Here is a 14,988-nt window from a genome sequence, read left to right as displayed (position 1 = left end):
TCAAAAACCGTGAGGTTTTAAGTGATGGGTAGTTCACTTAGCGGATTTTCCAATTGCTTGCTTTTCTACTTATTTCACAAAATCGTCTTTTTACATCAACATACAAAATTTAGGGGACTGTGTCAAGGATATGCGTTCTCTAGTTAAAATGTTATATAATGAGCTTGCCAATTTGCCGGCTGGGAAATGGAAAAGCCGCTTTGCAGCGGCATGCTATATCTTCTCTTCTATTCTCGGTTGATCCGGCTGGCATTCTGGATCTGGGACCAAGCCTAATTGAGCTAGCTTCATTAAATAATAGCACTCTTCCCTCATCATATGATCCGGCATGAGCGGTGAGATGCGAGCCAGCACTTCGGCTGACAGCTCCAAATCCTCCAGCTCTTTCAAGAAGGCCCTGAACAAATTCATCTCCATGTCTACGTCCATATGAAATCTGCGGAATGCCGGGAAATCTCGAAGCTGCGTCCTCATGTATCCCGCCATTTCAATACTTTTCAAATAAAAATGTTGAAAGTGTACTTCAAAAGCCTGGCTTTTTTGAATCAATCGCTTCTCTACAAAATCCAGATCGCTGGATATGGCTGCAGCATGACCCACTGCGTCAGACAGCCACAGAAAGTCATGATGCAGTGCATCGAATTGCGGAACCGGCTTACCTTCAAGCAGGCTGCTTAAAATGCGTAAGTACTCCTCAAGCTCATTTACCATATGATTAAGAAAAGTTGGCGTCAGCCCAATCGTAATTTGCCCGACGAGAAGGCGCTGAAGAATATTAAGTTTGAATTGCCGTAGGTTGCTAGTTAGCGTGTAGGCTTGCTGATTCAGTGATCCAAGCTGAGAGTCTGATTGCATGCCTCGCGCTTGATGAAGAAGTTGGTCGAATGCTTGAATGAATTGCTGTGCGGTTTGTATATCAGCCGTTTCTTTCGGTGAGAGCGTGTTGAAAATGAATCTTGAGTGATCACCTAGAATTTGCAGCCAGAAGCGGTGCTCGAAAAGTGCTGATTGGTTCAACGGATGACCTCCTTTATTCGACGTTCTAACAAAGGTTATGAGGAAATCGCAAAAATAATAACACTTGGCTGCAGCTGCTAAATACGGCATAACCAAAACAACCCGAGTGGATTTAGTTTGGCCAAGGTCATCCACGACCGTCGGAAATTTGGCTTTCAAGGATTCATCAAACCATTAATAAGCTAATGTAGGTTTGGAATAAAGTTAGATTAAAAGCATCTCCCAAGCCCACATTTTACGATAAATAAAAAGAATCCGTTTTGAAAAGAAGATTGATCAAAATGGATTCTTATAGTTCTAGAAAATATGTACAATATTTCCATTGTATTGTTATCGCTTTTCCTGGGTCTGGCTAAGACAAGATTCTATAGAGTTTTTCATATGATTAACGAGTGCTGTCACCTCGAAATCCAGTCCTTCCCACTCATCAACATACTCTCCTCTATAGGCTTTTCTGGCTAAGTTGAGTACAGTCGAATATTCTTTGGGCAACCGAGGTAAAGCCCATTTTGCAGCCACATCTTTTGGAGAAATTTCACCGATAGACACTGTCTGCCACATTCGAGCCAGGGTTAAAATTACATTACGCTCATCACCTTTGATACCCTCAATCAACCCAGGCAAAGACTCCTTAATCGCTCTTCGAATATCTGTCATCGGAACGGGGTCAAGTATATCTGAAGCATCAGGACCAAATAGAATAATGCTATTCTTTCTCGCTTGTGCTAAAACAATAGCCAAATCAGGGTCATAGGTTGGTTCCTGGATTTGTCCTTTCTCAAACTCACTCCTGAGCCACTCACCATAGGTAAATTCATTTCTTGGTGGATATAGCCAAGGTACAACATCGCTATGGTTTATAACCGTGACTTCAAGTGGCCTCACAGAATCTGTATTTCCTATCTTTCCAGATATAAGCATTAGTCTATCTGTTAGTTTTTTTCGAGTTACTTCAGGTAAGCTATGATTCACGACCACTAGGACATCTACATCACTGTTAATGCGTAAGCCACCATTTACTGCAGAACCAAATAGATATACCCCGACTATTGAACTTCCAAGCAACTCCTCTACGATTTTTAATGCTTGCATCGCTTGTTTTGGTATTTTTTCGTTACTCAAATCGCTCATCAACTGTAAACTCCTCTCCTCTGATTTTGTTCGCATATATTATTTTTGTCAAAAAAAATAATAGGAAATCACTTTAGAGATTAGGTATACTTTGAAATCTAATCCATTCAAAAAAGGAGATTATATATGAATAATCAAGAACTAAATGAATTGAAAAAAAATCGAACGATCCCTATCTTTGACTGTCTTTATGAAATAGATCAACAAATAGAATTCTATACAGCACTTGGATTTAAAATTACGTATTACCAAAAAGCTCCCTATCGTTTCGCAAGTGTAAAAAATGAATTTACTGAATTAAGCTTCTATGGAGACAAGAATTTTGATTTAGAACAAAAACAGGGCGGGTGCTACATTGTAGTTTCCGATATTGAAACAGTGTATAACAGGTTGAAGTCAAATTTGAAGACATTTTATGGAAAGATACCTATCAAAGGGCTACCTAGGTTTTCTAGACTAAATTTAACCGCAGAGGACCGAAGATTTAATATCACTGATCCAAGTGGAAATACCCTAATCGTAGGAGAACCGTTAGGCGATTCTACAACTTTAATGGATAGGTATACAGAGGATACTAAGAATGCTTCTAAATTTGAGAAAGCTTACAAATGGGCTTTTAGATACGCCTACTCCAAAGAAGACTTCCTTGGAGCTAGTAACTTATTAGAATCTGCTTTTAATAAACAAAGTGATCCTCTTTCTAATGAACTCTATTTCAAAGCCAAAGTGCTCCAAATAGATGTATTAGTTGCTCTAGGAAGAACTGAAAACGCTATAGAAATAGCTCAAGAATTAGAATCCTTCGCATTATCATCAAATGAAGAAACAATCTTACAAAATGAGATTCAACGTTTTTCGGAACTAAAAGAAGATCTATTTCTTTAACGGCTTATTTAGTAATTATATAACCCCAATAATGGCTGGAACGGAATAAAGAAGAAAACCCGCAGAGTGGATTTCATGATCCAACTGCGGGTTTTTTGCTATATTATGGGCTTACAACAACTTTAATGACCTTATCTGTACGTTGTTCGAACATTTTAAATCCTTTTTCGATATCATCGAGTGGAATGCGATGCGTAATCATCGGAGTTAAATCGATTTTTCCCATTTGAATCAGCCTGATTAATTTCTTAAGGTTACCCAGATATGATAGTCCCATCTCAATCCGTACATTCTTCATAAATGCTTCCTGAAGTGGGATGGTGACCGGCTTCCCGAAAATGCCGACAAGTGATACCCGGCCGCATAGTCCTACACATTTCAGTGCCTGCTCTAACGTAATCTCGGCGCCCGCTGCTTCGATGGCTGCATCTGCGCCCTTCCCTTCCGTTAATTCCGCAATGACAGCAAGCGGGTCCACTTCCTTGGCGTTGATCGTATGGGTTGCTCCCATCCGGGAACCGACTTTCAAACGGTATGGATCAATGTCGACCAGAATGACTTGTTTAGGGAGAAATAGCTGAGCTGCTTGAACTGCACATAATCCGACGGGGCCCGCACCAAACACAACAACGCTATCCCCGTGCTCGATCGCTGCCTTTTCCGCTGCAAAATATCCGGTTGACAGAATATCGCCTACAAATAATACCTGCTCATCCTCTAAATCATCAGGTACATGAATCAGATTCACATCAGCATAAGGAATCCGCATAAATTCACTTTGAGATCCGGATAGATTTCCGAATTCTTGGCCGCTGCCATGCACGCCGCCGTTTAAACAATGCATAATATCACCCTTTAAGCAGCGCTCGCATTGCCCGCAATAAGGTGCAGCAGGACCAATGACCCGGTCGCCCGGTTTAAACTGGGCAACCTTGCTTCCGACCTCTTCAACAATTCCGACGTATTCATGGCCGAGCGCATACCCTGGTGTTGTCGGAATATGTCCGTGAACTAAATGAACGTCACTTCCGCAAATCGTAGTCAGTACAATACGGATGATGGCATCCGTATCCGCCAGCAATGCCGGCTTCTCCAAGTTAGTCAGTTCTACATCGTTAGCCCCTTTGTAAACAAGCGCCTTCAAATCAAACCCTCCTAAATGACTAATAATCGATTCGCCCCAAATAAAGCGTTTGCAAGCCAATTATATCAAATATTAATAATCGCAAGTTGTGTAGATCATTATTTAATTGTTTGAATTGTGACGATTTGGTTAAAAACCCCTGTTATTGTCTAGTCATCAGAAGGAACAGCGGCAGCCATGGATATATCGTATCCGGGCTGCCGCTGCAACTTTGGAATGATCCTCTTAAATTTTAAACTTCTTAACGAGCTGCTTCAGTTCATTACTTGATTGACTTAATTCCTCTGCAGATTGCGAAACCGTATCGATCGCCTGCAATTGGTCTTGTGTAGAAGCACTTACCTCTTCGGCCGAAGCTGCGGATTCTTCAGAAATTGCGGATAGACTTTCAATGGATTGAACAACATCATCCTTCAAGGTTGACATCCTTTGCACTTCATTCGACATTTGACTAATCGAGTGTATTACTTGATACATCAATTCCTGAATGGTTGTAAACGCCGTCTCTGTATCTTTTACAGCACTATTCTGCTCTATGGTAATTTCTTTCGTTCTGCTCATCGCTTCTGTGGCACGTTCAGCCTCTTCAGTAATACCTAGAATAGTTTCACGAATTTCATCGGAATGTTCGGCTGATTTCTCGGCAAGCTTGCGAATTTCTGTGGCGACTACAGAGAAGCCTTTTCCAGCCTCTCCGGCTCTCGCTGCTTCAATCGACGCATTCAGAGCAAGCAGATTAGTTTGGCCAGAAATCGCATTCATCGTTGCGACGACTTCTTTGATATCATTGATTTTCTCTACAAGAATATTTAACACATTTTCAATCGATTGAATTTCACGGTAGGATTCGTCTGAACGGGTTTGTAGAACAGCCAGCTTCTCCGTGCCATCAACACTCGCCTTCTGTGTCTCGTTCGATTTAATCTGCATATCACCCATTGTTTCTTCGATTAATGTAAACTGTGAATCCAGATCACCTGTCACGCGCTGCATATTATCAAGATTGCTCGCACTTTCTACCGATCCTTCGGCCACGTCCGACATCGCATGGGCAATTTCTTCACTTGTTGCCTTCGTTTCCTCTGAAACTGCACTCAGACTTACCGCTGAATCCGACAATTTCCCGGAAGAATCGACAACTTTAGATAGAACCTCGCGCATTTTTTGCACCATCTCATTAAAGTGACCTGTTAATTGGCCGACTTCGTCCTTGGATCTTACCTCCCCTTGAACGGTTAAATCTCCTTCAGCCATTAACTGTACCTGTTTCGTTAACTGCACAATTGGTTTTGTGAAATAACGAGCAATTACATAAACAACGACACTAACTATCACAATTGCAATAAGGGTAATCAGCGTATTCAATTGTAGAATTTGATTAATGAGTTTTGATAACTCTGCTTCTTTATAAACTACCCCTATTTTCCAATTCGTGTTTTCCATCGTTTCATAATAGATGATTATCTCTGTATTTCCCTCTGTATATAACACTTTGCCAACGTCTTTCTGATACATTTCATCTATATACGGCTTTTCTCTCACATTCTTTCCTGCATCTGTTGGATGAACGACCGCATTTCCTTCAGCATCCACAATAAAGCCATATCCATTGTATCCTAAATTTAATTCATTGATTTGGTTGGTCACCGTATCCAAAGGTAAATCAAGTCCGATCACACCTATCACTTGACCATTTTCCACAATTGCTTTTGAGGCAGCTACTTTCATTTGATTGGAGCTATCTAAATATACTTTCGTAAACTGCACTTCTTTCGGATTCTCGCTAGCTATTTGATACCAAGGTCTTTCGGCTGGATCATAGCTTTCATCATATGTCTTAGATGTATCGGGATCATACATACGCTTCGATGAACTTGCCATATAAATAGAGGAAACTTCCGGCTTCACCTTTATATAATTGACCATTTCATCTTGTATTTCAGGGGTTAAAGTCTCTTCATTGTTTTGTATCAGTGCTTTAATACGTGGATCTTCACTGAAAACTAAAAGATCTATCCCATAATTGGTTATGCGTAATTCCGTCATTTTCGTTAATGTTTCAGCGTGTCCCGCTCCTTCTATGTCTAATTTTGCTTTAATGTTTTTAGACATTTCGTTTCCTGTTACTAACTGCGAGATGACCATTACAATAATAAGTAATGACGCAAAGATGAGAATAAGTTTGTTCTGCAATTTGTTTAACATGATGTTTCCTCCCAGATGTTATAAGTGTTGTTGCATTCTTCATTACTATATATCGTCTACTATCAAAAATAATTAAATAACCTGAGCAAATATTTCTCACTCAGGTTATTCATTATAATTCGGTATAGTAGATTTTAAATTTTAAACTTCTTAACGAGCTGCTCCAGCTCATTACTTGATTGACTTAATTCCTCTGCAGATTGCGAAACCGTATCGATCGCTTGCAATTGGTCTTGTGTAGAAGCACTTACCTCTTCGGCCGCAGCTGCGGATTCTTCAGAAATTGCGGACAGACTTTCAATAGATTGAACAACATCATCCTTCAAGGTTGACATCCTTTGCACTTCATTCGACATTTGGTTAATCGAGTGTATTACTTGATACATCAATTCCTGGATGGTTGTAAACGCCGTCTCTGTATCTTTTACAGCACTGTTCTGCTCTATGGTGATTTCTTTCGTTCTGCTCATCGCTTCTGTGGCACGTTCAGCCTCCTCAGTAATACCTAGAATAGTTTCACGAATTTCATCGGCATGTTCGGTTGATTTCTCTGCAAGCTTGCGAATTTCTGTGGCGACGACAGAGAAGCCTCTGCCTGCCTCCCCGGCTCTCGCTGCTTCGATCGACGCGTTCAGAGCAAGTAAATTGGTTTGGCCGGAAATAGCGTTCATCGTTGCAACGACTTCTTTGATATCATTGATTCTCTCTACAAGAATATTTAACACATTTTCAATCGATTGAATTTCACGGTAGGATTCGTCTGAACGGGTTTCTAGAACAGCCAGCTTCTCCCTACCATCAACACTCGCCTTCTGTGTCTCGTTCGATTTAATCTGCATATCACCCATTGTTTCTTCAATTAATGTAAACTGTGAATCCAGATCACCTGTCACGCGCTGCATATTATCTAGATTGGTTGCACTTTCTGCCGATCCTTGGGCCACATCTGACATCGCATGAGCAATTTCTTCACTTGTTGCCTTCGTTTCCTCTGATACTGCACTCAGACTTACCGCCGAATCCGACAATTTCTCGGAGGAATCGACTACTTTAGATAGAACCTCGCGCATTTTTTGAGCCATTTGGTTAAAGTGACTCGTTAATTGCCCAATCTCGTCCTTTGATTTGTACTCCCCTTGAACTGTCAAATCACCATTTGCCATTAACTGTACCCGATTTGTTAGCTGAGTAATTGGTTTAGTAAAGAAACGGGCGACAAAATAAATGATAATGCTTGAAATAACGATGGCACATAAAGTAATAATTATGTTTAATCGCTGAATATTGTAAGCGAGTGTCAACAATTCCTTTTCTTTATATACGACACCGATCTTCCAGCCTGTCAGCTCTAATGTGGTATAGTACAAAATTTTATTCGTGCCACTTTCATTGTACTCAATCTTTCCCGAATCCTTGTTATACATCTTCTCTACATATGGTCTGTTTCTTTGATTTTTGCCATCTGAATCCGGCAGCACCACCGGGTCTCCTTCGGAATCCAGAATGAACCCAAAGCCATTATATCCTACATCGCTCTCATTAATTTGCTTAGAAACATCATCCAGTTCTAGGTCAAACGCGATGACACCCAGGACTTTATTATTATCTACAATAGCTTTAGAGATTGATAATATCATTTTCTGATTCGTAACATCCATATATGGCTGGCTAAATTGCACATTATCCTTATCGTCATTGGCCAGCTTGTACCATGGTCTGATAAGAGGATTATAAGTTGCCTCATATGCTATCGATTCGGAGTCATACATTCTTTTGGCCGAATCACCCATATAAATAGCTGATATTTCCGTATTAATCTTTGTATACGAGTTCATTTCTTTAATCATAGATGGCGTTAGCGAGCCTCTGTTTTTAAGAATATCTTTTATTTCTTCTTGCTCACTGAATTGCAGAATATCCTTAGCATAATTATCAAGACGCAACTTCGTAATCTGTGACAAAGCCTCTGCTCCATCTATTCCTGTCTTATCCAGATCCTTTTTCAAGCTTTGAGTCATTTGGATACCGGTCACTAATTGTGAGGTAACCATAGCGGCAATAAGTAATACAGCAAAAATAAGTATGAGCTTGTTCTGTAACTTTTTGAACATGATGAATTCCCCCTAGATAATGTAAGTGTTACAAAACCATTACTGAATAAGTAGAGATATGTTAAAAAATGGCATTATAACGTCTCTTAAAAAAGATTAGCATAATTTAACTATGTATAAAATGTTTTTTTTCGAAAAAAAAAAGCCCCTCCAAGTGAAACTTTAGCGCCTTTTAAGCACTTGTTCACTCAGAGAGGATTAATCCGCCGCTACAGCACCTTTTCCAGGAAGCTGATCGTACGCTCATTATTTGGGTTGCCGAATACTTCTTCCGGCAAGCCTTCCTCGATAATATAGCCACCGTCCATAAATACGACCCGGTCCGCCACTTCCCGGGCAAAGCCCATCTCATGCGTAACGATAACCATCGTCATCCCTTCACGCGCCAGGTCCTTCATGACGCCGAGCACCTCGCCGACCATTTCGGGGTCAAGCGCAGAAGTCGGCTCATCGAACAGCATTACGTCCGGATTCATCGCCAGCGCGCGGGCAATTGCTACCCGTTGCTTCTGTCCGCCCGACAGTTGGCTCGGGAACGCCTCGGCTTTATCCGCCAGGCCAACCCGCTCTAGAAGCCGCAGCGCCGTGGCGCTCGCCTGCTCCGCATTCATTTTGCCCAGCTCCATAGGGGCGAACATGATGTTCTTCAGCACGTTGAAATGCGGAAACAAGTTAAAATGCTGGAACACCATGCCGATATTCTCGCGTGCCTTGTTAATGTCCGTTTTTGGATCGTTTAGGTCCTGATCATCGACGATGACCCGGCCAGCAGTGATCTCCTCCAGCTGGTTGATGCAGCGCAGGAACGTACTTTTCCCTGAACCGGAAGGGCCGATGAGACAGACAACCTCCCCTTCCTTGACCTGCATATCGATTCCTTTCAGCACCTGATTTGCGCCAAAGCTTTTCTGTAATCCCTCAACCTGGATTTTACCCACGACGCACCTTCCCTTCCAGATAACCTGAAATTTTCGTCAAAATCGTGATGACAATCAGATACATGATAGCAACGACAAGCCAAATATCGAACGACGAGAACGTTCTGGCGATAATGATTTTGCCGGATTGCGTCAGCTCGACGAGACCGATGGCCGACAGAATCGACGTATCTTTAAGCGTAATGACGAGCTGATTGATGAATGCCGGAATCATGACGCGAACCGCCTGCGGGATAATGATCTTTATCATCGCTTTACGGTAAGGCAAGCCGAGCGAACGCGCCGCTTCCATTTGTCCCCGGTCGACCGACTGAATGCCGCCCCGGATAATTTCCGTCACATAAGCGCCTGCATTCAGGCTGAGCGTCAAAATCGCCGCCAGGAACAGCGGCATCGTGAAACCGAATGCCTGCGGGATCCCGAAGTAAATAAAGAAGGCGAGGACAATCAGCGGAATGCCGCGGAATACATCGACGAACACGGTCGCAACGCCGCGCAGGAACCGATTCTGTCCCACTTTCATAAATCCGAAAACAAGCCCAAAAATAAAGGCTAAAAACAGTGAAACAATCGTGTACAACAGCGTCTTGCCAAGACCCTTCAGCAGGGACGGCAGAGACTCCTGAATTAGCTCCCAGCGGCTTTGGTTCGCCGGTCCGGATGCATTCTCACCAAGATATTTCTCGAGAATCCGGTCATACTCACCGCTTGCGCGAAGATTGATCAGGCCGGTATTGAATTTCTCCATAAGCTCCTGATTCATTCCCTTGTTCACCGCAAAGCCATAGGAGCCGCCTTTTTCCTTCTCAGTCACGATTTTCAGACCATTATTCTGGGTTACCCCATAAGCCAGTACTGGATAATCGTCGAAGCAGGCGATGGAATTGCCTGTCTTAACATCATCATACATCTGCGAGGATTCATCGAATGGGACGATCTTGAAGCCGTACTTTGAGGCAATCGATTCAGCGAATCTATAGCCTTCTGTACCGGTCTTTACTGCAACCTTCTTCCCTTTCAAATCTTCGTAGCTCTTGACAGTGTCATTGTTCTTGCTGATCGCCATGACCACGCCGGAATCAAAATACGGATCCGATAGATCGAATTTTTGCTTCCGCTCATCAGTGATGCTCATCCCTGCGATCACGCCGTCTACCTGTCCTGACTCGAGCGCCTGAACGGCTGCGTTAAAACCCAGCGGCTTGATTTGATACTTAAAATTCTGATCCTTAGCGATGGCCTCCATTAGGTCCATATCAATGCCGACGAAATTGCCGCTCGCATCCTGAAATTCAAACGGCGCAAACGTAATGTCGGTACCAATCACATAGGTTTTACCGGGTTCCGGCTCCGCCGCAGCGCCTCCTGCCCAACCGGACAAACCGGTCACCATGAGTAGCAGCAGCGACATAATAAATAATGATAATTTTCTTGATTTCATGTGTCCTCTCCTTCTTAGTCAACTCCGAAGTTAATTTCCACTTACTTTTTCCTTGTGAGGTTTTCTACCACCAGTTATCCTATTTTAACAAATAATACACCATTTCTAAAAATACAATTTCTAACAGAGAACTAGAAAGCTATTTTACGCCTATGGAATGAAGCACAGCAGCAAGCCGGATCGCTGTTATTCATTACCCAAATAAGCGCTCATCTGCACTAGAATCAAGGTGATTTCTCTAAGATGATTTTAATTTCCTTTTGAGAAATATTCTCACCGAAATATGATAGCAATGGAGATATTTCGATATTTTTACCATGTAATCTATCTAAGGATACTCCTTGCTTTAGTAGCCATTTTTTGTGCAAATTAAAAATCATTTTTCGAGCAGTACGAGGACTGTCTTCACCTTCCTTATTTTTAATGGGTGCAAATTCCGCTTCCCTCTTTACTTTAAGAACTCCGATCTTGTCACAGAAATTAAAAAAGTCAAAAATAAATCGCTCATATTTATACGCATTGGTGTTTTGTGGAATAGTTCTATGGCCGACATCATCAATATACTTAATTTTTTTTACCGCAGTATGGTAGGGCAGGTATTGCTCCGCCATTTTTTCTACAAACTCGAGTTTGAACATATGTACGGAAATATTTGCGCTTCCGAAGAGTAATTTACCTTTTTCATCGGTCTTTACCTTCAACTCATCAGGTAAATCAATATACTCGATTACTGATGGACGATTGTCTTTCATGCAAAGAACGCCAACTTTTTCATCAGGATATTTTTTTTCAATAACTTTTACTGTTATAGGATAATCTTTTGTTTCAGCGAAACCAATCATATTAGGATCTGCGATTTTTATCAGTGCGTTATCAACATTATTATAAAATATCCATTTAACACCATTTATTTTCATGGTATTTAAAGCCCCTGAGTTTTTTAAAGCCACAAAACAATCGCCATTACCACTTGGAACATTGCAAATTTCATCTTTATCTGACAAGAGTATTCGCCCCTGGAAGTCAACTGCAGGTATTGAACTTTGCTGAAAGAAAAAAATATGATCAGAACAATATCCAAAAAAATTGTTATCTTTAAAGAACGCAGTAGTACTTTCATGATTATCCTGGCTTGTCATAATAAACAAATAGATATAATTGCCTGTATATTCTGAAAGTTTTGACAGTCGCTCAACCTGAAGTTGAAAAAGTGATTTTCTTGAAGGGAGACCGATATCAAGAGTTCCTTTAGGCAATATCAAGAATCTGTTTTAACAATTTTGTTTTTGAGTCGTCTGGAAGATCTTTATAAAAATTAAGTAAATGTTTTTGTTTATGTTTTCGTGTTAAATTCATCGCTTCTGCTATTGTAAAGTCCATATAACATCACCTTCTATTTTAGAATTAATTTAAAAAAGTATCACTGAATTGATATATTTGAAAAATAAAGTAAGACATCATCATGAAACATTAGTTACCCGGGTACAGTTCATGGATTTTGGAGACCAGGTCTTCTGAATTGGTATGGAACACTTGGTTCGAATCCGTCCAGACCGATTCCAGAAAATACGAGGCATGAAACCGCCATCCCTGATGATCCGGATTAAATTCCATTTGAATTTCGCGCCCCGGCTTTCCCAGGTACACTCTAGAACCTGGCTTGCGCCAGCTGCCAATTTGAGTGATCCTATCCGGATTCTGGCCAGTGATATATGTAAATCTGTCATTGTATGGAATGTCCTTCAAATAAAACTTTGGACACCCTACAGCAAATACCTGAACTCGTTGAAAGCCGTACTTCTCCTCCAAATAAAGCCCTACCCGATAGGCGATTACGCCTCCGGCGCTGTGCCCGATAAGGATCAGGTGATCCGCACCCACTACATGCTCACGGATGATTTGCGATGCGTTAGTAACCCGCCGGGACTGGTTACGGGCCAGGTCATAGCCGACTTGAGTAAGTTGCCGTGACAGCAAACCGATTAAAGAGGAACCGGTAGTACCGTTTGCCACCCCATAGGGAAAGATCATCACAATTTTGGCATTTCGATATCTTTTGGCAATCTCACTGGCAGCGGCTTCAAAATTATTCCGATACGTCAGTACACCGGCAAAAAAGAAAACAACCGTACGGCACTTTATTGTACATGTGCTATTGGAGGATACGAATGTCTCTGTCATGATTTCACAGCCCCCTCCTTATTCTGCTTCCTTGCTTCCCTTTTCTATCTTCGATCAATCACGTTTAAATAACTATTCTTTAGCTTTATAGACATTCCTGCCCTTGGGCTTAATAAGTAGTCGGTGCCGATGTTCATTAGACAATCATCTAATCGGCTATGAATACAAGTTCTTGTCCATTTCGGCTAATGATGTAAGTTCATGTCCTGGTGAAAGAATAAGAACTTACACCGTTAAAGTAAAAAGCCGCGATTTCCGCGACTTCATATGCGTATATATGTTCTTGTCCTCCGACAATCGGTGTCAGTACTATACGAAATCCCACGACTCATGCGTCGGGGATGCATGGTGTGCTTTTTTATATGTACGCAGCGAATCACGGCTCCACTCTATAACTAATTTAAACCTTATCGGTAACGTTCTGCTTTATTTGTATGAATAAAAATCCATCATTCACTTGAATTCCCTACAATACATAATATCAACTCAACAAGCCTGGGCTAACATTAACCAATGCGGCGTAGTTACAATCGAGTAGGAGGGGGCGCCAAGCCCCCGACCTCTCACACCACCGTACGTACCGTTCGGTATACGGCGGTTCATGAAATATCCCTTAGTTGGTTGTAACGTTCCATCAGACTCTTGAGTCCATTTGTTTTCCAATACTGGTTATTTAATGTTTGCTCAAGAATTGGACTACCCGCAATTCGCCAATATCTCTTTCGTGTATTTCCCCATTCATGTGCTTTACCTTTTGGAGCTCCTAGCGAAAGAAGTTTTCTCACTTTTGTGTGTGGCTTCTTCCACTGCTTCCATAAGCACATTCTCATCCTTCTTCGTATCCATTGGTCGAGCGCTTTAAAAATACTTGGTGTTTCTGCTAATGCGTAATATCCGCACCAGCCTATGAGGTATTGATTCAGTTCCTTGATTCGGTTCTCCATCGAAATCGGGCGTTTTCTCGATGTTATCTCTCGGATTTTTGCCTTTACTCTTCGTTGGGACTGCTTCGAGATTCTAACTTTCGATTCCTTTTCATGACTTAAACTGAATCCTAAAAACTTTCGTCTCCACGGGCGGTCTACCGCACTTTTCTCACGATTCACCTTCAGTTTCAGTTTTGTTTCTATGAATTGGATGATCGATTTGCTTACCCTTACGCCTGCTTTACGTGTCCTTACATAGATATTGCAGTCATCTGCATATCTCACAAAGCGTAGATTTCGTTGTTCTAATTCTTCGTCGAGTTCATCAAGCATAATATTAGATAAGAGCGGACTTAACGGGCCTCCTTGTGGAGTCCCTTCTTCCGTCGGTTTTACCAGTCCATCGATCATCACTCCAGATTGCAAATATTTACGGATAAGTCGAAGTAACTCTTTATCATCCACTTTCTTCGCTATCTTAGCCATCAACCGATCATGATTCACTCGATCAAAGAACTTCTCCAAATCTAGGTCAACTACAACCCTATGCCCTTCCACCATGTACTGTCTTGCTTTCCTTACAGCATCATGACCTCGCCTTTGTGGACGAAATCCATAGCTATGCTCTGAAAACACTGGATCGAAAATAGGGGTTAATACTTGCGCAATTGCTTGTTGAATGAAGCGATCTGTCACGGTAGGTATACCTAATAATCTTGTTCCGCCGTTAGGTTTCGGGATTTCGACTCTTCGGACTGGACTCGGTTCATAGGTGCCGTTCTCTATACTTTGACGAAGAGAATGCCAATGTTGAAGAATGTGCTCTCGTAAGGATTTTACGGGCATACCATCTATACCATGGCTTCCTTTGTTCGCTTCGACACGATGTAGTGCCGATAGTAAGTTTTCTCGTGACAGTAATGCCTGCATCATACGATACAATCTCCTTCGTGAATTGTTCTTCTGCTTGTGCCGTGAATAAACTCCGCCCTTCCAAGATCCCCTATGG

11 protein-coding genes are annotated in these 14,988 nt (G+C 41.7%); 1 reads left to right on the top strand and 10 read right to left on the bottom strand.

Annotation, left to right across the window (positions count from 1 at the left end; genetic code table 11):
* Positions 1-213: 213 nt before the first annotated feature.
* Positions 214-1,017, bottom strand: a complete 804-nt coding sequence (locus AC2TF5_RS13445; RefSeq protein ID WP_491302630.1) for a DUF2935 domain-containing protein — start codon at positions 1,015-1,017, stop codon at positions 214-216.
* Between the two features lie 330 nt (positions 1,018-1,347).
* Positions 1,348-2,148, bottom strand: coding sequence for an aminoglycoside nucleotidyltransferase ANT(9) (gene ant(9) / locus AC2TF5_RS13440; protein WP_491302629.1), 801 nt, complete (start codon positions 2,146-2,148; stop codon positions 1,348-1,350).
* Between the two features lie 126 nt (positions 2,149-2,274).
* Here ant(9) and AC2TF5_RS13435 point away from each other — a divergent pair, with 126 nt between their 5' ends.
* On the top strand, positions 2,275-3,033 hold the full coding sequence (locus tag AC2TF5_RS13435) for a DUF8817 family protein (RefSeq protein ID WP_491302628.1): 759 nt from the start codon (positions 2,275-2,277) through the stop codon (positions 3,031-3,033).
* Positions 3,034-3,136: 103 nt separating this feature from the next.
* Here the strand turns inward: AC2TF5_RS13435 and AC2TF5_RS13430 are convergent, their stop codons facing one another.
* From AC2TF5_RS13430 to ltrA, 8 genes are all read right to left on the bottom strand, one after another.
* Positions 3,137-4,177 carry a zinc-binding dehydrogenase gene (locus AC2TF5_RS13430; protein ID WP_491302627.1) on the bottom strand — a complete coding sequence of 347 codons (1,041 nt, stop codon included), beginning with the start codon at positions 4,175-4,177 and terminating at the stop codon, positions 3,137-3,139.
* A 225-nt stretch (positions 4,178-4,402) separates the two neighbouring features.
* On the bottom strand, positions 4,403-6,382 hold the full coding sequence (locus AC2TF5_RS13425; protein ID WP_491302626.1) for a methyl-accepting chemotaxis protein: 1,980 nt from the start codon (positions 6,380-6,382) through the stop codon (positions 4,403-4,405).
* Between the two features lie 134 nt (positions 6,383-6,516).
* Positions 6,517-8,493 carry a methyl-accepting chemotaxis protein gene (locus tag AC2TF5_RS13420; protein WP_491302625.1) on the bottom strand — a complete coding sequence of 659 codons (1,977 nt, stop codon included), beginning with the start codon at positions 8,491-8,493 and terminating at the stop codon, positions 6,517-6,519.
* A gap of 209 nt (positions 8,494-8,702) precedes the next feature.
* Positions 8,703-9,431 (bottom strand): amino acid ABC transporter ATP-binding protein, encoded by a 729-nt coding sequence (locus AC2TF5_RS13415; protein ID WP_491302624.1) that lies wholly within the window; start codon positions 9,429-9,431, stop codon positions 8,703-8,705.
* Positions 9,424-10,872, bottom strand: a complete 1,449-nt coding sequence (locus tag AC2TF5_RS13410) for an amino acid ABC transporter substrate-binding protein/permease (protein WP_491302623.1) — start codon at positions 10,870-10,872, stop codon at positions 9,424-9,426. Before AC2TF5_RS13410 ends, AC2TF5_RS13415 begins: the two co-directional genes overlap by 8 nt.
* A 224-nt stretch (positions 10,873-11,096) precedes the next feature.
* Positions 11,097-12,128 carry a UTP--glucose-1-phosphate uridylyltransferase gene (locus AC2TF5_RS13405; protein ID WP_491302622.1) on the bottom strand — a complete coding sequence of 344 codons (1,032 nt, stop codon included), beginning with the start codon at positions 12,126-12,128 and terminating at the stop codon, positions 11,097-11,099.
* A 214-nt stretch (positions 12,129-12,342) separates the two neighbouring features.
* Positions 12,343-13,053 carry an alpha/beta hydrolase family protein gene (locus AC2TF5_RS13400; protein WP_491302621.1) on the bottom strand — a complete coding sequence of 237 codons (711 nt, stop codon included), beginning with the start codon at positions 13,051-13,053 and terminating at the stop codon, positions 12,343-12,345.
* 599 nt (positions 13,054-13,652) lie between these two features.
* Entirely contained in the window at positions 13,653-14,912 is a 1,260-nt protein-coding gene (gene ltrA, locus AC2TF5_RS13395) for a group II intron reverse transcriptase/maturase (protein WP_491302620.1), read from the bottom strand.
* Between the last annotated feature and the right edge of the window lie 76 nt (positions 14,913-14,988).

The organism is Paenibacillus sp. JNUCC 34 (genome assembly GCF_058269055.1).
The sequence above is the reverse complement of the archived record's forward strand: the minus strand, read 5'-3'. Positions and strand labels throughout refer to the sequence as shown.